The 18897-nt window shown below is 42.9% G+C and carries 23 protein-coding genes and 1 riboswitch; of the genes, 14 read left to right on the forward strand and 9 right to left on the reverse strand.

Annotated features, from left to right (window positions below; all coding sequences use genetic code 11):
* Window positions 1-45: 45 nt before the first annotated feature.
* Window positions 46-402 carry a hypothetical protein gene (locus ACK8P5_RS06095; RefSeq protein ID WP_422660084.1) on the reverse strand — a complete coding sequence of 119 codons (357 nt, stop codon included), beginning with the start codon at window positions 400-402 and terminating at the stop codon, window positions 46-48.
* A 199-nt stretch (window positions 403-601) separates the two neighbouring features.
* Between ACK8P5_RS06095 and ACK8P5_RS06100 the strand changes: the two genes are divergently transcribed.
* On the forward strand, window positions 602-1459 hold the full coding sequence (locus tag ACK8P5_RS06100) for a hypothetical protein (RefSeq protein ID WP_422660085.1): 858 nt from the start codon (window positions 602-604) through the stop codon (window positions 1457-1459).
* A 71-nt stretch (window positions 1460-1530) separates the two neighbouring features.
* Here the strand turns inward: ACK8P5_RS06100 and ACK8P5_RS06105 are convergent, their stop codons facing one another.
* A complete protein-coding gene (locus ACK8P5_RS06105; RefSeq protein WP_422660086.1) occupies window positions 1531-2679 on the reverse strand; it encodes a GNAT family N-acetyltransferase in 1149 nt (382 codons plus the stop codon).
* 193 nt (window positions 2680-2872) lie between these two features.
* Here ACK8P5_RS06105 and ACK8P5_RS06110 point away from each other — a divergent pair, with 193 nt between their 5' ends.
* From ACK8P5_RS06110 to ACK8P5_RS06120, 3 genes are all read left to right on the forward strand, one after another.
* Window positions 2873-4342, forward strand: coding sequence for a potassium/proton antiporter (locus ACK8P5_RS06110; RefSeq protein ID WP_422660087.1), 1470 nt, complete (start codon window positions 2873-2875; stop codon window positions 4340-4342).
* A gap of 193 nt (window positions 4343-4535) precedes the next feature.
* Complete coding sequence (locus tag ACK8P5_RS06115) at window positions 4536-5003, forward strand: Dps family protein (protein ID WP_422660088.1); 468 nt, start codon at window positions 4536-4538, stop codon at window positions 5001-5003.
* A 131-nt stretch (window positions 5004-5134) separates the two neighbouring features.
* Window positions 5135-6040, forward strand: coding sequence for an EcsC family protein (locus tag ACK8P5_RS06120; RefSeq protein ID WP_422660089.1), 906 nt, complete (start codon window positions 5135-5137; stop codon window positions 6038-6040).
* A gap of 57 nt (window positions 6041-6097) precedes the next feature.
* Here ACK8P5_RS06120 and queF read toward each other — a convergent pair whose 3' ends face one another.
* The 6 genes from queF to ACK8P5_RS06150 form a co-directional block, all read right to left on the reverse strand.
* The gene (gene queF, locus ACK8P5_RS06125; RefSeq protein ID WP_422660090.1) at window positions 6098-6595 is read right to left on the reverse strand and encodes a preQ(1) synthase; all 498 of its coding nucleotides are present in this window, start codon (window positions 6593-6595) and stop codon (window positions 6098-6100) included.
* Window positions 6596-6636: 41 nt separating this feature from the next.
* Window positions 6637-7404 carry a 7-carboxy-7-deazaguanine synthase QueE gene (queE, locus tag ACK8P5_RS06130; protein ID WP_422661391.1) on the reverse strand — a complete coding sequence of 256 codons (768 nt, stop codon included), beginning with the start codon at window positions 7402-7404 and terminating at the stop codon, window positions 6637-6639.
* A 22-nt stretch (window positions 7405-7426) separates the two neighbouring features.
* Window positions 7427-7918, reverse strand: a complete 492-nt coding sequence (gene queD / locus ACK8P5_RS06135) for a 6-carboxytetrahydropterin synthase QueD (RefSeq protein WP_422660091.1) — start codon at window positions 7916-7918, stop codon at window positions 7427-7429.
* Window positions 7918-8595, reverse strand: coding sequence for a 7-cyano-7-deazaguanine synthase QueC (gene queC / locus ACK8P5_RS06140; RefSeq protein ID WP_422660092.1), 678 nt, complete (start codon window positions 8593-8595; stop codon window positions 7918-7920). Before queC ends, queD begins: the two co-directional genes overlap by 1 nt.
* Window positions 8596-8706: 111 nt before the next feature.
* Window positions 8707-8750, reverse strand: a riboswitch (PreQ1 riboswitch).
* Between the two features lie 96 nt (window positions 8751-8846).
* The gene (locus ACK8P5_RS06145; RefSeq protein ID WP_422660093.1) at window positions 8847-9551 is read right to left on the reverse strand and encodes an AIM24 family protein; all 705 of its coding nucleotides are present in this window, start codon (window positions 9549-9551) and stop codon (window positions 8847-8849) included.
* A 40-nt stretch (window positions 9552-9591) separates the two neighbouring features.
* A complete protein-coding gene (locus ACK8P5_RS06150) occupies window positions 9592-10020 on the reverse strand; it encodes a hypothetical protein (protein WP_422660094.1) in 429 nt (142 codons plus the stop codon).
* A gap of 217 nt (window positions 10021-10237) precedes the next feature.
* On the opposite strand from ACK8P5_RS06150, the gene ACK8P5_RS06155 reads away from it, so the two are divergent.
* From ACK8P5_RS06155 to ACK8P5_RS06165, 3 genes are all read left to right on the forward strand, one after another.
* Complete coding sequence (locus ACK8P5_RS06155) at window positions 10238-10396, forward strand: hypothetical protein (protein WP_422660095.1); 159 nt, start codon at window positions 10238-10240, stop codon at window positions 10394-10396.
* A gap of 332 nt (window positions 10397-10728) precedes the next feature.
* Window positions 10729-11418 (forward strand): hypothetical protein, encoded by a 690-nt coding sequence (locus ACK8P5_RS06160; protein WP_422660096.1) that lies wholly within the window; start codon window positions 10729-10731, stop codon window positions 11416-11418.
* Window positions 11419-11605: 187 nt separating this feature from the next.
* Window positions 11606-12001, forward strand: coding sequence for a helix-turn-helix transcriptional regulator (locus ACK8P5_RS06165; RefSeq protein ID WP_422660097.1), 396 nt, complete (start codon window positions 11606-11608; stop codon window positions 11999-12001).
* A 63-nt stretch (window positions 12002-12064) separates the two neighbouring features.
* Here the strand turns inward: ACK8P5_RS06165 and ACK8P5_RS06170 are convergent, their stop codons facing one another.
* Window positions 12065-13168 carry a YheC/YheD family protein gene (locus ACK8P5_RS06170; protein ID WP_422660098.1) on the reverse strand — a complete coding sequence of 368 codons (1104 nt, stop codon included), beginning with the start codon at window positions 13166-13168 and terminating at the stop codon, window positions 12065-12067.
* Between the two features lie 184 nt (window positions 13169-13352).
* On the opposite strand from ACK8P5_RS06170, the gene ACK8P5_RS06175 reads away from it, so the two are divergent.
* The 7 genes from ACK8P5_RS06175 to ACK8P5_RS06205 all read left to right on the forward strand — a co-directional run bounded on the left by ACK8P5_RS06175 (window position 13353) and on the right by ACK8P5_RS06205 (window position 18744).
* On the forward strand, window positions 13353-14498 hold the full coding sequence (locus tag ACK8P5_RS06175; RefSeq protein WP_422660099.1) for a glycosyltransferase family 4 protein: 1146 nt from the start codon (window positions 13353-13355) through the stop codon (window positions 14496-14498).
* A 69-nt stretch (window positions 14499-14567) separates the two neighbouring features.
* Window positions 14568-15146, forward strand: coding sequence for a WIAG-tail domain (locus ACK8P5_RS06180; RefSeq protein WP_422660100.1), 579 nt, complete (start codon window positions 14568-14570; stop codon window positions 15144-15146).
* A gap of 18 nt (window positions 15147-15164) precedes the next feature.
* Entirely contained in the window at window positions 15165-15863 is a 699-nt protein-coding gene (locus ACK8P5_RS06185; protein WP_422660101.1) for a glycosyltransferase family A protein, read from the forward strand.
* A 4-nt stretch (window positions 15864-15867) separates the two neighbouring features.
* A complete protein-coding gene (locus ACK8P5_RS06190; protein WP_422660102.1) occupies window positions 15868-16074 on the forward strand; it encodes a hypothetical protein in 207 nt (68 codons plus the stop codon).
* A gap of 160 nt (window positions 16075-16234) precedes the next feature.
* Window positions 16235-17452 carry a glycosyltransferase family 4 protein gene (locus ACK8P5_RS06195; RefSeq protein WP_422660103.1) on the forward strand — a complete coding sequence of 406 codons (1218 nt, stop codon included), beginning with the start codon at window positions 16235-16237 and terminating at the stop codon, window positions 17450-17452.
* A gap of 4 nt (window positions 17453-17456) precedes the next feature.
* A complete protein-coding gene (locus ACK8P5_RS06200) occupies window positions 17457-18002 on the forward strand; it encodes a GNAT family N-acetyltransferase (protein ID WP_422660104.1) in 546 nt (181 codons plus the stop codon).
* Window positions 18003-18018: 16 nt separating this feature from the next.
* Window positions 18019-18744, forward strand: a complete 726-nt coding sequence (locus ACK8P5_RS06205; protein WP_422660105.1) for a WbqC family protein — start codon at window positions 18019-18021, stop codon at window positions 18742-18744.
* The last annotated feature ends 153 nt before the right edge of the window (window positions 18745-18897 follow it).

An 18897-nucleotide genomic window follows, 5' to 3' on the forward strand; every position in this document is an offset into this window, starting at 1 on the left:
AGAACAGCCCTCTTCGGAGAGCTGTTCTTTTTAGTTTCGATAATTCTATTTTTTGTTCAGGCCATACTGGCGATGACCGCCAGGACCATGCCCGGGACCACCCGGACCGCCAGGACCATGCCCGGGACCACCCGGACCGCCAGGACCATGCCCGGGACCACCCGGACCGCCAGGTCCATGCCCGGGACCACCCGGACCGCCAGGTCCATGCCCAGGACCACCCGGACCGCCAGGTCCCCAGTATCCAGGTCCCCAATGACCTCCTCCATGATATGGGTAATACGGATAAGGGTAGTATGGATAAGGATATGGGTAAGGATAGTAATTGTATGGAGGGTAAGGATAACTAACCGGATAGCCCACAAGACTCTGGATACTTCTCGGCTTCTGTTCTTGACTCATGTAAGTTTCCCCTTCCTTATAATAGGCTACTGTATCCTATGCTAAAGTGGAAAATAGGGGTGCTTGTTTTAATAAAATGGGCGTGTGTTAATGCATGAAAGATGACAAATAAATGAGAGAAATTTAATCTTAATGTCATGTTACTTTATCTGTTTTTTTCCGTTTATAAAGGTGAAGTATATATTCAAGGAGGCTTGTAATGAATCTGAAAAAATGGATGGTTGGTGTAACGGTGGTTTTATGTTTAACGATAGGGACAACAGCGTTTGCCAATAATAACCCAGAATCCGTGAACACAGCAAAAGGGGATTCTCAAACATCTCAGTCGCAACAGATTTATATGCTGGAACAAGCTTTGGCCGCTTCTTCCCCACAAGCAGTAGCTGCAACATGGGCAAAAGGCGTGAAAGATCGAAATGGAGCTGTGCAGTATGCGGTAATGACAGAATCCTTACGAAAGGCAACAAAGCAACAATTCGAGGAATTAAACTGGGTGACGGGAACTTCGAGCCCGTGGGTGAAATCATATTCGGTAAGTAAAGGCAAGAAGGTTCGCTCAGGTGTCTGGTCTTTCAAAGTGGATATGATCTATACAGACTCAACGAAATTAACTTATAAACAGCGATGGTCAATTCAGGCCGCACAACAGCAGAATAACTGGTACGTATCGAACATTGTTAATAAGGGCGAGGCAATTAGTAGTGTCCCTGGGGAGGCACGAATCACTTATGTAAGCCAAAAGTTCGGGTTCACGTTGGAGCTTCCATCGGACTGGGCTGGGAAGTATATCGCCCGTGAAAAGAAAGACAAAGTGGAGTTACTGTTTAAGTCAAAGACCGGGGATCATGCACCTATCATCAGTTTTTATAAAGTTCCTGTGCAGAAGTGGGAACAGGATCCTTATGGCCAGCTTCATAAATTAGCGGAGAAGAATGGGGATGTATACTTCTACGTGTTGCCACTTGATAATCCATTTAGCGAAAATGAAGTGGTTGAATACGCTGGAATGGTGGATGATGTTAAGCTTGCAATGCGTACGTTTAAGTTTTTACAATAGTTCGATTTGAAAGAAAGCGTCCGATGGTTCGCATCGGAGGCTTCTTCGAATGTTATATGTGGAGTAAAGAATTAAATATATTGCAGTCCCGCTGTATAAGGTAGTGGAATAACGCGGAGTGAATAACTATGCTCTTCCGAACCGTCAGTCACTGTCACAGGCTTGCGATAAGGAGATTCTGGATCGAATAAAAGTGATAGCAGACCTTCATCATCTAGTGTAATCGTTTCTTTATTATTATGATAAAGATAAGGTCCGTGATCTCCTTGAGCTTGTAACATACCTGCTGCCTCTTCCGGTAACAGTGGAGCAATTTGGCGTAGCAGTTCACGGCCATTAACCAGATATATCGTTCCTGAATTCTGAATGTTATCCACATCGCATCCAGCAGATTGCAACAAGCCAGATAGTTCTTGATCCTGCCAAGGTAGCGTTATAATAAGTTCCTCTAGATCATAGAGGGAGAGCGACTGAGCTAAAATACAGGCAGCCGCTTCCGCATCCCCACCCCATTCAATGAGTGTGGGAGGTCTTGATGGTGTCATTTTGGTTCCGGGTACACCCATGATCACAAATGCCACAATAGACCCATCCTGTTCAGCCATCAGAACCCTCTGTTCAAGTCGAATTACATTTGCAAAGGCACTTGCTTCCAGAAGTTTATCTAGCTCAGATACCGTGCTGACATAGGTCGCCGTGCGTTTCTCCATTAATTCATGGATGGAGAAGCTATCTTCTGGAGACATTTCACGGATAAGATAGGACTGTTGAAGATTGTCAGTAATTTGTGCGGCTTCTTTAGAGGTGAGTTTTAACTCCATGGCACGACCGAAATGACGACAGTTGGCACGTGTATAGAGTGAGCGACCTCCAGAGATGAAGATCAGAGAAGCACCTGAGTGCTCGGCATGGGCCTTACACTGGTTGAGCAATTCACCTGCGAGTCCTTTTCCACGATTGTCTTCATCGGTACAAACGGAACCGATGGAGTAAACTTTTAAATTAGCAGCTTCTGCTCGAACGGTGAAGGGAACCAAGCCCATGAATGAAGCCAAATTCCCTTTGTCATCAAATGCTCCATAGGAATGACTAAACCCAGGATCAAATATCAACGGGAAGGAAGTTTCCATAGACGGCTGTTCAGGTTGTTTCAAAAAGATACGGTCCGATAATTCTACGGCTTGTTGCAATGAATTGGAATCCATTAGTTTAATATTCACAGTATCCAAGAGCCTCCAATGCTCGATCTTTTTTTATAAAAACCTTATGTCACTAGTATAAAGTTCAATCACCAACAATACTAGTAAGCGCTCACAAACATGTTCTTGAAAGTTTCAATGTGCTTACACCGACTTGACCGACTTGCTCAGACAATTTTAGGGTAATAATATAGCAAGTCTTCAAGTCGGAGGGATGAACTTGTTAAGTTTTGTTGATTTGGTCATATTGGTGTCTGCACTCCTTTTGTTAACGGGTGTACTGACAACCAAATTTTCGGCCCGGTTTGGGATGCCGGCACTAGTATTATTTATTGCTTTAGGTATGATTCTAAGCCGATATATTTATTATGATGATGCGGAGATTACGCAGCTTGTCGGGATTTTCGCGCTGATTGTTATTTTGTTTCAAGGGGGAATGCAGACGGAGTTCAAAGAGATTAAGCCTGTGCTTGGACCTGCTCTGTCACTTGCAACGGTAGGAGTTCTTGCTACCACGATCGTCGTGGGACTATGTGCGACCTTTATCTTGGATATACCGATTGAAAAAGGTTTGCTCATCGGTGCAATTGTTGGCTCAACCGATGCAGCTGCCGTATTTTCTGTCCTTGGTGGACTAAATGTGAAACAAAAGATAACTACCACACTTGAAGCAGAGTCCGGGAGCAATGATCCAATGGCTGTATTCCTGACGGTATCTCTCATTGAATGGATTCAAATGCCGGATATTAGTGTCTTCGGAATGATTCTATCCTTTTTTATGGAAATGGGATTAGGACTTGTTGTCGGAGTTCTCGTTGGGTTTATAGCTATCTATATCATTAATCGTATTAATTTCGACTCATCCGGTCTTTATCCTGTAATGGCATTAGGGTTTGCGATTATGACCTACGGCGTAGCAGCCTTACTCCAATGCAGCGGACTTTTGGCTGTGTATGTGATGGCTTTGGTACTAGGAAATGCAGAGTTAACCTATAGACGAACTATTCTTGCTTTTAATCAAGGGTTCGCTTGGATGATGCAGATTGCGATGTTTGTACTGCTTGGTCTACTCGTATTTCCGAATCAACTTTCGGGCATTGCTTGGCAAGGATTATTATTATCGCTTTTGCTCATGTTTGTTGCCCGTCCCATTGGTGTACTTCTTAGTCTAATGTTCACCAAGTTTGCGTTTCGTGAGAAGATCATGATTGCTTGGGCTGGTCTACGTGGAGCAGTTCCGATTGTGCTTGCTACATATCCTCTCATTGCAGGGGTCGAGGGCGGACAGATGTTTTTCAATGTGGTTTTTTTCGTTGTTCTTACCTCAGCAATTATTCAAGGGACAACCATCTCGCCCCTTGCAGTAAAGCTAAAGTTAGTGGAGAAAGATAGGCCGGAGGCACCTTCCTTATTAGAATTGTTCGCTCTTGGAAAAGCCAATTCAGAAATAACGCATGTCCGTGTTCAGAAGAATATGCCAGTCATTGGTCAAGAAATTCAGAATTTGAATTTACCGGATGATATTTTGTTTACGGCGATCATTCGTGAAGATCGGATTATTACTCCGAAGGGCAATACTATTATTGAACAGGGGGATACCTTATATGTGATGAGTCCTAAGACAAAACGTAAGCAGATGAAATCAATACTGGGGCTGGTTCCACAGGGTACAGTTCAAAAATAGGAGTGTATGAGAATGTTCACAGCTTTTTTTGAATTCTCAACATAAGATTTGGGTATAAAAAAGGTTTGAAATCTTCATGCTAACTTCATCAAAAACAACAAGAACTCTTTTGCCAATAGAGTGACCATATGCTATACTTAGTACAAGGAATTAGAATAAGTCTAAATACAATATTGGAAAAGGGGACATAATGATGAGTAGCGTAACCAAAGACACCCGAATTACAAATGAACTGAATACGATCTTGAATACACAACTGGCTAACTGGAGCTTGCTTGGTGTAAAGCTTCATAATTATCACTGGTTTGTAAAAGGCCCACATTTTTTCACATTACATGAAAAGTTCGAAGAATTATATAATACCGCAGCAGAATATGTTGATGAGATTGCTGAACGCTTGCTTGCTATCGGTGGGAAACCAGCAGCAACAATGTCTGAATACTTGAAGTTGGCGACGATTCAAGAAGCTGCGGGAGAGAACAGTGCTGAGCAGATGGTCGAAGCATTAATTGCTGACTTTAAGGCTCTTGTAGAGAACATGAAATCAGGTATTGAAATTGCCGGTGAAATTGGCGACGATCCAAGCGCTGACTTACTAATTGGGATGCGTACTGAAGTGGAGAAGCAGAGCTGGATGCTAAGCGCATATTTAGGTAAATAATATATGAAGGAGCTGTTCCGAAGTAGATTTATTCTACTTTGGGATGGCTTTTTTTGTATCGAGGAATAAATTCGCGTCCTTCCCCAGATTTATGCGTATAATCTTCTTAGAAGATAAGGGGGAAAGAGAGAATGAGTAATCTGGAATCAAAGCAGCATCTGGAATCCCAGCTAGAGACAATTTTGAAATGGGAGAAGGAGCAGAAGGACGTATTTTTCTGGGAAAAAATTGGGCGCATACCATTTATGCTTCTGGATCGATTAACGCCTAAGATTGTACGTGATAAGGTCGGTGAAGCGCTGAATGAAGTTGGTTCCTTCATTCAATCTGGAGGAAAGTACTTAGTGAGCAAGAAATCCGTCATGAAGGTGCTAGCGGAGACCGAAGCGCGTGGAATTAGAGGATTAAAGGATTCTCTTGAAGCTGAAGGCGTTGCTGGTAATGAAGAAGAAATCGATAACGAGAAGGGTAGTCCTGAGGGAGAAGTTGATGAAGTTCTGACACTCGATGAGGCTTCAAAGCTTCCTATTGATGTTATGGATACAGCAGCAGACGGTATCACGGCGAAACGGGTTAAATTCGCAGCTGCTCAGGGGGCTGCCACAGGGATTGGTGGGATTTTTACAATTGCCGCTGATATTCCATTGGTACTAGGACAATCATTGAAGGTGCTTCAGGAAATGGCACTCTGTTATGGGTATGATCCTTATGATCCAAGGGAGCGGGTATTTATTGTGAAATGTCTGCAGTTCTCATCTGCTGATATCGTGGGTAAGAAGGCGGTACTAGAGGAACTGGCTGCATTTGATGATGAACAGAATTCTGATCAGGTATTCTCCCAACTACAAGGCTGGCGTGAAGTAGTTACATCTTATACGGACAGCTTTGGTATGAAAAAGCTGTTTCAGTTGATACCGATCGCTGGTATTGTCTTTGGGTCCATCAGCAATAAAGGAACCATTGGAGATGTAGCGGAGACAGGCAAGATGCTATATAAGAAGCGTAGAATTAATCAGCGACTGAGGAATATGGAATAGTCTCTTTATCCTAAATAAACCGGAGCTGCCGATGTGGCTGACTCCGGTTTTTTGGTTCTAGCGGTTATCTACTTTTTCTGGATACATATCATGGTTCATCAGGCGATGTGCGGCCATTTCTTCATATTTTGTACCAGGTCGGCCATAGTTACAATAAGGATCAATGGAGATTCCTCCACGTGGTGTGAATTTACCCCAAACTTCAATGTAACGTGGATCCATCAACTTAATCAGATCGTTCATAATAATGTTAACGCAGTCCTCATGGAAATCGCCGTGGTTTCTAAAGCTGAACAGGTAAAGTTTTAGCGCCTTGCTTTCAACCATTTTAATATCTGGAACATAGCTAATATAGATGGTTGCATAGTCAGGCTGACCCGTAATCGGGCATAGGCTTGTAAACTCCGGACAGTTGAATTTCACGAAATAGTCGCGGTAAGGGTGCTTGTTATCAAAGCTTTCAAGAATACTTGGGTCGTATTCGAATTGATATTTGGTCCCTTGGTTACCTAGTAGCGTAATGTCTTCCATTTCCTCACGTTGTCTTCCGGCCATAATCAAAAACTCCTTTGTATTGTTATCGTTATCTTGAAGGGTTAGACGCCCCGTTTATTACTCCACACTAAGGTATGGAGCTGTGGAAGCACCCGAACATCGTTCAATCGATCAGATTTCATAACCGCATCCACCAGATGCTCATAGCGCTCAATTAAATGAGAAATATGTGAAGAAGAATCAGAGGTTGTTACATCCGGATTCCCAGTCTGTACATAGAAAGGTACATTTGGATAGCGCTCATGCACGGTCTCTGCATAGGCTAGATCGGCATCGTCAAAGACGACAACTTTCAGACTGAAAGAGCGCCCAGGTGCACGTCCAGACAACCGGGAGATGATATCATCAAGCTTACTCCAATCCGTATTCATTCCCGAACTAGGCGGTTTCGGTGATAGGGTCACTTCATCAATATCAATCAACCAGTCTTGCCAGCGTGATCCTTGTGTTTCCACAGCTACAGTAATCCCGTGGCAGTGCAGTACATCAACTAAACCACCGAGTTGAGATAAGAGGGCTGGATTTCCCCCAGAAAGTGTAACGTGGTCGAACCGATCACCACCTAGGCGCAGCAATTCTTCCCAGATTTCATTCGGACTCATACGGGAAATGGAATCGGCTCCACTTCCGTCCCACGTGAATGCAGAGTCACACCAGGAGCAGCGATAGTCACAACCGGCCGTACGGACGAACATTGTCTTGCGACCAATGACCATCCCTTCACCCTGGACCGTTGGTCCGAATATTTCCATGACGGGTATGGGGCGATCTATAACACCTGCACTTACTGAATTCCCTGAAGAATTCATAACTGTGGAATAACTTTCTACGTTACTCATGTTCCATCCACTCCCGTCTAACCTCTGCATAGCTCGTAGGTGTCTCAAACAGACGAACGAATTCAGTTCGTGTTTCTTGTTGTATAAAGGCCTCTTGCTGTGATAATGCATGCTCCATTTGTTCATACAGCCATACGACCATGTTCTCGGCTGTTGTATTCATGGGTGGTAACGTTTCATTGAGATAGCGGTGATCGAGAAATGGCTCAATCTCTGACTTCCAGATTTCCTTGATTTGGCCAAAGTCCACTGTGATACCGACCTCATCAGGTTTGCCACTAATTCCGAACACAACCTTGTAGGTATGTCCGTGCAGATTCTTACATTTACCTTCGTATGCGTGTAAGTGATGAGCAGCATCAAAAGTGAACTCTTTAGAGACGAGTACTCGCTTATTGTGATACCGAAGGCTCTTAACATCGATATCTTCACCGAGTTTCTGTAGATGTTCCACGATGTGGAAAGCTCCGGGCTGACGACTCACTACAGATCTCCTCCTTTACTATGTGAAGACCGGCTGTTTAAATATTTATCCAGCCCAGCTTTTCTAAGCTGACAAGCAGGGCATTCTCCGCAACCATCACCTTTAATACCGTTATAGCAAGTCAACGTGTGCTGACGTATATATTCGAGCTCTCCCATTTGGTCAGCTAGCTCCCAAGTTTCGGCTTTATCAAGCCACATAAGAGGCGTATGAATAACGAATGGATAATCCATAGCTAAATTAAGCGTGACATTCAATGATTTTATGAAGTTGTCGCGACAGTCGGGATAGCCACTAAAGTCGGTTTCGCATACACCAGTTACCAGATGACGTGCACCCTTTTGTTTAGCTAACACCGCTGCAAAGCTGAGGAATAGATGATTTCGTCCGTCGACAAAAGTATTAGGTACTCCATTGTCGCCCTCAGCAATATCCATATCGCTGCGTGTAAGTGCATTGGGTGCAAGCTGGTTTAGGAGACTCATATCAAGTATGGTCTGCTGTACTCCTTGTTCTTGTGCAATTTGTGCTGCACATTCAATCTCATATTTATGGCGCTGTCCGTAATCAAAAGTTACCGTTTCGACCTCAGCGAACTGCTTTTTCGCCCAGAAAAGACAGGTAGTACTGTCTTGGCCGCCGCTGAAGACAACAACCGCTTTTTCATTTTTAAGCATATAAAAAACCCCTCATTCTTCTCATGATAGCAGGCAGCATAGAGCTTTCCTGAAGAAAGAGAGGTTCTGAACTGATTCCACAAAAAAACAAGCCTTATCCTATGGAATAAGGGCCGTATAGTTTTTTATAGAGGGAGTTCACGAACCTCTCCCATGCTGCAAAAGCATGGATTGTTTTGAAATTGTCTATTGTTATGGGTTGTAAACAACCGGAGTTGTAACCATATAGGGACCATTATAACACGATGCGCTCATTTGATAAATACACCGCCGAATGGGATCACTTCCCTTAAAAACCGTTTAATGATTCCCTCGTCATTCATTTCTCGCTCTAGCTGCTGATTTTGTCTACCTGCCTGGAAAAGGACAAAGCCTTCGCCAGTTAGTTTCCAGTGGTAGTTCATATGCTGGCTTGCCAGATTGTTACCATATACGGTCAACTCTAGCTTGGCATTCTCCGGATAGGCGATAATACTTCCAGCATCCACATATAAAGGTTCTGTTGGATGAAGTTTAGCTTCACAGACTGGGCCTTGTGTCAGAATACCGATACTTCCGTTACCACTAAATTTGATCTTGACCGCATCTCGGGTGATAAGCATATTTTTGATCTTTAAAATACGGGTTTGCATACTAACACCACGGGTATAAAAAAATACATGCCTGAAATCATACAGCATATCCTGATTGTCCGTTAGCTTAATCTCTCTCATGCTAAAACCATGAGGGAGAGCTGCGGTAAACTGACTTGGGCCGCTAATGTCCGCTCGAATGAGTTTGTTTTTGCGGAAAATACCCTTTACATTCATGAACCGATCGTTACGATTCTGAGACGGTCCACGATAAGCTACGATTTGTTCGGGATGCAATATATGAGCAGTATCTCCTTCTTGAAGTGAGAAAGTGACAGCTTGACCGCTGCCGCTCGCCGAAATATCCTCCAATCGAATGATCAATTAAGTTTCCTCCTTATGACAAGAGCTGTGACAATAAGCATCAGAGTCGATTGGTGCGGCTCATTCCATAGCGGAGAGCCCGTGTTAATACGAAGTATCCAGCTAGAAGTGCTACCCCAGTAATTACGATGGTCTTTATACGTTCTGCTCTACGCTCTCTTGCCGCCTCAGCTGCCTGGAGCTGTTCGACCATTTTTGTAAGCTGTTGATTTTGTTCTGCTAGATCAGCATTTTGTTTTTGATACATTTCTGTACTAAGCCGGGCCCGATCGAGTTCTTGCAGTGTTTGTTGATAACTGTTCTTAATTTCGTTTATTTCGCTCGGTAATTCTGTGAATTCTTTAATATTGTTATACATATCGGTGAAATAACCTGCATGAGCGGTGCGCCCACTATCATAGAGGAGGGTTGTACTCGTTAAGAGAATCAGTATAAGAAAAGGTATTCTTATATATCGAAGCTTGTCCAAAGCGTCACCGCCTTCATATTAATCTATCGCCTTGAAAATAATATACGTGACAAGTTTCGTCAAGTTTCTAAATCATATCTTTGGCGTTTAATAATAGGCTGGGTAGGGTAATGTATATAAAGAAGCAGGCTGCATACACAATTTATTAACCCAAAACACTTACAATTCAAGCAAAATATACGAATAATGAACCGAAATATAAAGGAGAATATCAGAAATGGAACAGAATAATGTTAAGAAAATTATGATTACAGTAAACGGAAAGCCAGTAGGAAATGGACTAGTGATTGACAAAGTTACTTATGCACCAGTTGTAACAACTAGGGATACGTATTTGCATAATGAGAATCGATTAACTGGTAGTGGCATTAACTAACTTTATAATAAGAGAACTAGACGTTAATTAATAAAAACGCTCATTTTCCAGAATGTGTTACATAATACACACTCTAGCAAATGAGCGTTTTTTGTTGTATTTTTGTTGTGTTTTCATATGTGATTATGTAGGGAAGGGCAAAATATACAAAAGGGCAGTTCCGTCGGTGAAGGCGGAACTGCCCTTTTTTTACATTAAATACAGTTATCCATAGATTGGGAACTTTTTATCCAAGGTATTACTTTTTTTGTTGAATTTATGTTGGGAACATATGTTCCATGACAGAAAGCTGTCCGTCCGTATTGGTACATTAATAAAAGAATAGGAAAGAGGTGGATGTTTTGCAGTCGGGCGTGTATACGGAGTTTACATGGAGCAGGAACCATGTAGCCGCAAGCGGCTCCAATCAGGTCTACTTGCTGGTGGAATGGCGAGGATCGAAGGTTAAGCCGAGAAACCATATTGCTAATTCCAGACATATAGCCGAAGAAGTTCAGCTTCATCTTCAGTTGGGAAGTGGAGTAGGATTGAAAGCTTTGTACGGTTGTAAGGTTGAGGTGCTTAATGAGCTGAACTGCACGCTATGGATTGGATCCCTTCCAGAAGGAGAGGATAGACGGATTGTGTTAGAGTTCGAGTTCGCTTCCCGTCCTTCAGGCACTCATCCTATTGTTACAGCTCTATGTACATACAAGGATGGTATGAACAGACAAGTGATATTGCCCTCGCGCACGATTTCTCTTCAGTTTAGCAATCATACGGCAGTACACCTAAAAAAAGTTGATCATCGAGTGGAAAAATGCATGAAGATACTCCAAAATCCAGCTGTGCTAGAAAGTGCTTTATTGGCTTTTGAACGGGGCTACTATGAACGTGGAGAAGAAATTATTCGCCGACGTGCAGACGAGATGCTGTTACAGGCCATACGTTTGGGTGATGCTGATTATTTAGAAGAAGCTGAGATACTATATGCTTTAAGCCATACGTTTATAAACACATATGAGCCTGCTGCCGCTGGATAAATGTGGTCATTAATTCCCATTTTTTGAAAGAGGACTTTTGGCTTATTTCTTCAGCGGTTCAATTAGCCTATAAACTGTGCTAAATAAATAGTCGGTAAAGAAGGAAAAAGGGAATTAGGGTCGAATGTACTAGTATAAAGTCTTGTTATATAAGTCTAATTTACTAGATAGATAGGGAGAAATGCATATGACAGACCGACTAATCCGACTAATGAGAATAATTACACTTGTTCAAGCGAGGCCAGGCATATTAGCTAGGGAACTAGCTGAAAGGTGTGGAACAAGTGAAAGAACCATATATCGAGATATGGATGCTTTAAGTGCTATGCACATACCGATTACCCATCAGGGACGGGGACGGGGATATACGTTTATTGGTCACTTTGCAATGTACCCGTTAGGATTAACAGAGGAAGAAGTTCAGGCTTTATACAAGCTGCTCCCTTTACTGGAGGAACTCAAGCCTATTCTACCAGAGAGTTTCGAGGGCGCATACGAAAAAGTGCTAGCAGCTGTATACAAGCAAAGCGCTGAAAAAGCGGAGATTCAGAGTGGTGACCGTGAAGGTTGCTCGGAAACGTAACATATAACAAGCAGAAAACAGCGATTCCTATCAGGGAATCGCTGTTTTCTTATCTGGAGGGATTTAATGGGATGGCCAGTTTCCTGTGTTAAGCAAATACCGTGCAAAGGCCATTGGCTTACGATACGTTTCCTTCCAAGTTAGATCCATTCCTGCCTCACGAAATCCATATCGCTGGTCACAGCCATTAGCTTCAATGAAGAACAGTTCACCTTTCTGAGTCACAGCAACATCGATCCCAAAATCTGCTGAATAAGGCATATGACGCGTGAGTGAAGTAGCCGTTTGCATTGCGAAGTTTGATGTTCGTTCGACTAGTCTTTCGGGCGGTACGCCGGGGAACGAATGAGAGAATAATTTTTGAACGTTATAAACAGAGCCGCCTTGAGCAATATTCGAGACAAAGGTACGCGCTGGTGAAGTCCTGGCGAACATCCCACTGATCTCCCAGTTACCGCATAAACCACGTTGTACCGTAACGCGAATATCATAGGGGCGCCCGTCATATTCAGCGAGTGGAATTCGTTGCTGAGCGAGAAATGGTTTCGAGCTAATTCTTTTTAAGAGAAGTGATGGAAGTTTCCCTTTCGATATGCGCGCTGTTCTCCATCCATTAGCAGAAGGTGAAGACTTTGAAAACGTAAAATAATCATAGGATTTCCCACGTCGCAGACGCATGATCCCCTGTCCAATACTACCACTGCATGGCTTGAGTACAAGATCCCCATGCTGCCTGAGCATGGATTTAATAGTTGCAGGTTTTGCAGGTAGGCTGTGTGGTAGCGCAGGCTGCATCAGGGGATCCTTTAAAAGCATGAGATGAACGATATCCTTTCCGTACCGCGTGTTGGCATTGAAGACAAAAGTACCAGTTGATAGAAGAGAGCTAATGACTTGTTGAGCGCTTGGATCGTGATGAATAGCCCTGTTATGGATAACACGCGGAATTGGCAATGTTGTAATAACATAGCCGGATGGAGTCCAGACATAACCGTCAACTGTATTCGTGTTCAGAGATATGTCTTGTATTCGAAAGAAGCAGGGAACCAGTTGGAACATTCTTGATGCTTCTTCATACTGCTGTAAAGACTCTGTGCCTGTATTGCTAGTAGGAATCCCGCGGTATTTGCTGTCATTGAGCAGGATGCCGACATATTCCGGTTGCATGGTCATCCCCCTTACTACAACAATGTGTGTTTATATCTCGCTTCTCATAGCGTATGCGAGAGAAAGGGGCCTTGGATGGACGGGTGTCACACGGGATTGGCCTATTATTATTTCTGTCATACGAGTCACCAATAGACCCTCTAACGGTATATGCTGAAGTATGATGTGAGAAGGATGTGGGTTTATGAGTTTGCGGAAGGTTGCGGTAGTGACACCGGGGTCTTTTGTTATTCCATCAGGAAGGAGTAGCTCCGTTGAAAGGGTAGTGGAGCAGACGCTTCCTTTGGTGCAGGAAAAGATGGATATTCGAATATATGGAGTGATGGGAAAAGGCCTTCCATCTAGAGGGGCAATTGATGGAGTACCCGTGTTTCGACTACCATCCGGGGTATCCTATTATTCTTCCTTGCTGCGTAGATTATCTCAGTGGAGACCCGAGGTCGCTGAAGTTCACAACAGGCCAATCTTGGCACAGCGGCTCAAATTGCATCTTCCAGCTGTAAAGGTGGTACTCAGTTTACACTCCAATACGTTTATTAGTTCTCCATATATGAGCAGACAACGCTTTGGTAAAATTGCTAACACTTTGGATCGAATCGTAGTGAATAGTCGCTTTCTTTCTGAAGATATTGTTCTGCACAATCCTGAATTGAAAGAAAAGATAACAGTCAATCATCTCGGTGTGAGCTTCAATCACTTTTATCCTCCATTTAGCCCGATAGCTCAAGCTCTTAAAGAGGCAAAACGAACTCATTACGGGTGGCAAAATAGACGCATTGTATTATTTGTTGGTCGACTAATCCCAGACAAGGGAGTGCACCATTTGATCGAAGCTTTGCCTCAAATCATCGATAAACACCCTGATATACTGCTATTGATCATTGGTAGTGCGTCTTATGGGTCGGATCGAGAAACTTCTTATGTTCAAGAATTGAAGAAAGTAGCTAAACCATATGAATCCTGGATTACTTTCCTCCCCTTTGTTCCATATCCTAACATAGCAGATTGGTATTCGCTTGCTGACGTTGTAGTCGTACCTTCTTCAGCAAGAGAAGCTTTTGGATTGGTGAATGTGGAGGCGATGGCCTCAGGAGTTCCTGTCATTGCATCAAATGCAGGAGGAATTCCTGAGATTGTAAAGAATGGGGTTAATGGATTTTTGATACCTCAGGGTAATCTTGCATCTGGGTTGTCTGAGAGGTTAAACGTATTGTTAGAGGATGAGAATCTGCGAACACATATCGGAATGTCAGCGCGTGAATCCGTACGACAGCATTTCAGGTGGGAACATACAGCAGAGCGATGGGGATTATTAATGCAAAATATATAAGTGAGTGACAGTAGCGGCTCCTTCGGAATAGGATGGCATAACGAATGAAAGCAGAGGAGAGAGCCGCCTGTGAACAAAGCAAGAAGGATCACCCGGAGGAGAGGGAGAGGACCTTTCCGGCGGTATGTTGACTATCTTCAACCATTGGCTGTGAGAGGAACATCGGACAACGGGGAAGGTTCACATTGTGATGCGACCGAACATCTGGCGGATGACATTATTAGTGCTTCCCATCTAAAGCACCGAAGTGTGAGAAGTGAGGCAATCGAAGATTATACGGTCCACAGTATCCATCTGTCAGCAGAATCGGTTACCTCTTCCAAAATCGCTCCGGACTCGGTTGAGCTTGGTCATCTTTCATTTAATCCGGTACAAGGAATTTCTGGACTTCACTTACTTCAACAGTTCGGAAATGAACCCTTTTCTTTTTCAGAAGAACAAAGCGAAATCTTTATAACCATATCACTTCAATCCTCTTATCAAGATGAGCATTATGTATTGATGACAACATGCAGTCATCCGGTATTTCATGCCTATGTTCATACTCGGTCCCAGCAGGAAGCTGTGATCGGAATTCAGCGTACAGAGGGAGCAGGAATATCGGAAGGTTGTCTATCTTGGATTTCTTTTGGTGGCACAGCTAAGTGAATTGATATTCTGATGTAATTGGCAAGTTCAGATGAAAGGCAGTTTATGATCATGAGAAGAGGGAGAATTTATTCAAGAATCGCTACTGCTCATCTGGGTAAGAGGGCAGAAAGAGGCTATTCCTCTGGTTATAAGGCGGGTTATGCTTTAGGCTTTGAACTGGGGAAGGCACAGCGTAACCGAATATTTGATGGAACGAGTATCATTCTACCTGTCGATTCTACAAGAGTGGATACTATACGTACCATAGAACGAATGGAAGCCTTGACTAGACACCCTTACGAATTAATTGTAGCGAGCGCTGAATGTTCAGAGTCGACAAAGAAATATCTAGAAGAGAGATCCGGCTGTATTAGGCACATCACGGCTAAACAAGATGAAGGGATCACTCGAGTGCTAGGCACAGCGATTCAACTATCAGCGGGTAAGAGGATCTTGGTATGGCTAGGTGATATACCTTCTTACGATGGCTGGATTGATGAGCTGATTGTAGAAGTTGATCGGGATGATTCGGTAGAAATCGTAGGTGTTAGTCAAGGTATGGATCATCATACTTTGGCCAAGTGGAATCTTTGTTGTTTCATGTTTCGAAGAGAGCTTTTATCCAGGATAGAACTCTGGAATGATGAGTTACCTACCCTTCAAGAATGCCTTGGTGAATGGATCAGACAACTCCCTGTGGAAAACGTAAATATAGTTGAGAGCAAATGGGGGTAAGTGAATGAAGCAGAGGCGTTACATGATGAAATCCGGACAGCGAAAACTTCACGGCGCTTCAGGTCGTTATCGCAATCGATTAGCAACCTTGGATAACAAGTTGGTGGCTCGGGAGAGCTCTCCTGAAATGAACCTACCCTATGATTCAACTTACAACGACGCGTTCAAAGCCGGTTTTGCACGAGGATACGAAGATGGTTATAGATCTTAATCGGAAACCCGCAATTATGCGGGTTTTTTTGTGTTTATAAAGCGGATTAAAGATATATCGACAACCTATTTGCAAATAAATGAGTCAAGTATACCCTTCAAAATCTAGAAGACAGACATAGTATAAAGCAGACTTTAATAGAAAGAGGGAGGAATATTTTGTGAAAATACTGCTTACAACAATCTATGCGTATCCCCCAAGAGGAGGTCTCGGCACATATATTCAAGAGTTGAAAACAGGGCTCGAAAAACAAGGCCACACCGTAGATGTATTAGCTAGAAATAATGACATGTATTGTTTAACGAAAGGAAATAAACAATATCCCTTAATCAAAAGATCAGGGGGTACCGGCTTATTACACTCTATTCTTCCATCTGCATGGTTAGGAAACCGAGTCTATAAGTATATGGGCTCGATCCAAGATGAAGCATCAAAGTTTTTTGATGCGGTTAAAATGATAGATTTGAAGCAATATCAAGTTATTCACGCTCAAGACATCGTCTCGGCAAGTGTATTGAAGTATTACAAGCCAGTACTTACACCTCTCATTCTAACGATTCATGGTTGTGTAACAGCTGAATACTATTATTACGGATTTATTCAACCAAATTCTATAGGCTGGAAAGTGATATCTACTTTTGAATCCGGGGCAATTACTCGTACGGATGCTGTTATTCTACCCTCGCAGTGGCTCCTTGATGTGTACAAGAAATGTAACATCCCTACGAATAATATGAGTGTAATCAAGAACGGTATTGATACGGAAGCATTTCAACGTAAGATGGTGACTACGAAGACGGGACTAAAGAGTCCTCCAGGGAAAAAAGTGATCATCTGTACCGGACGATTAGAGAAAGTAAAAGGGCAGCATGTATTGATTAATGCACTTGCTAAGTTAAAGGCGAGACGAAGTGACTGGGTGTGCTGGATGGTAGGTCGAGGAAAGAATGAGAGAGCGCTGAAGAAACAGGTAAGCAGATTAGGCTTGAATAACCATGTCAAATTTCTAGGCATGAGAAGAGATGTTCCGGCGTTATTAAATCAAGCAGATATTTTTGTTATACCAAGTCTTCAAGATAATTATCCTTACTCATTGGTAGAAGCATATGTTGCAGGGAAAGCCATTATTGCTTCTCAGGTGGGTGGAATGACAGAGATGGTGCAGCATTCAAGAAACGGACTGCTTGTTCCACCGGATGATAGTCATGCGCTATATATGGAAATGAGAGGTTTGCTAGAGAATCCAGGGAAGATAAAGGCTCTAAGTCAGGAAGCAAAATCATGGGGAATGGCAACATTCGCCCTTGAGAAGATGACGAATGAAGTCCTTCATATTTATAATAACGCGCTGGCATCTAAAGGAGTTGTTAGGAGGTAGGGGTATGTTAGAGAAGGGACTCACCGTTATTAAGCTGGATAAGGCAAATATGCAGCTTTATTTGTCGGATTTGGTTGAGTTAGAGCAGCTCGTTTTTTTGAAGAGAGGGCACTTATATTCGACAGAAGAATGGGGAGAAAGTCATTTCCTTGCAGATTTACCTGGCAAGTTTGATCTAAGCTATGGAATTCTAAAAGGAAGTAAACTTGTAGCCTTCTTAATTGTTTCTGAGCCATTCCCAGGTGTATGTCATGTTCATAGAGTTGCTGTACATCCCAAGCATCCTGGGAATAATATCGGTAGAAAGCTTATGCTGCAAGTGTATGAAAGTTGGAAGAAGATGCCGGAGTACAGGACGATTACAGCTATTATGCGTACAGATCATAAAATATCACTGCCTTTCGCTAAACTGTTAGGTGCCAAGGTAGCAGATAAAGCATATATGACGCGGCAGTTTCAAGCATTGGGAAGAACAGATGTTCAAATATTCGATAACTACTTCATGGACACTTATGGCATAAGCTACGCATTGATTCATATTGACAAATAACCGAGGAGAGGAAGAGATGGACAAGAAAATATGCGTTTATCAACCGAATGTGTTCCCCCCTCTACATTATTTTAACCGAATTATGAACAGTGATGTTTGGGTTGTCCTTGATGATGTCCAGTTAAATAAGAAGGTCGGTCAAACCCGCGTTCCTCTAAAAATAAACGGCATTGAACATCACTTCATCATACCTGTACTCGGTGGTAATCGCGTGAAAATTAATGCAGCATCGATTGCGTATCATCTAGATTGGGTGTCGAAATTTCAGACAATGCTTCACTATGCTTATGGCAAAAGCCCTTATTTTGAAACACTCTGGTCAACGGCTGCTGTGTATGCAACATATCATCAACAGCTGAACTCCAGTTTTATGCACTTTTGTGAACAATTCACCACACAAATGCTACGAACGCTTGGTTGGCAGGGAGAGATCATTAGCTCAAACGGGCTCGCGTCGGATAAGAAATCGTCAGAGCGGATGGCCGAGATTGTTGCCCTATTGCATGGTACTCATTATGTCGGTGGGGGAAAAGGGTTTGAGCAGTACGTGGACATGGAGCATTTCCGTAATCGCAATCTGGGTGTCATTATTCAAAACTGGAAGTGTCCTGAATACGCACAGAGCAAAGGAGCGTTTGCTTCTAACTTATCCATTTTGGATCTGATCGCTAATGTAAGCTTAGATGAGGCCAGAGAGGTATTGGTTGCAGGTGGACGCAATGGATGGAAAGAATATCGTTAAATTGTATCCAATTACACGAGCCTAGGCTCGTGTTTTTGAATTGTGTTCGGAACGAAAGAGCAACACCTAAATATTTTCAAAGTCCAAGAAGAAGATTTAAGAGTTTCATATAAATATAAAAGGATGCAAAAGCAGGTTCACAATGATTAGGAG

This window comes from Paenibacillus sp. EC2-1 (assembly GCF_049311625.1).
Lineage (GTDB): Bacteria > Bacillota > Bacilli > Paenibacillales > Paenibacillaceae > Paenibacillus_AQ.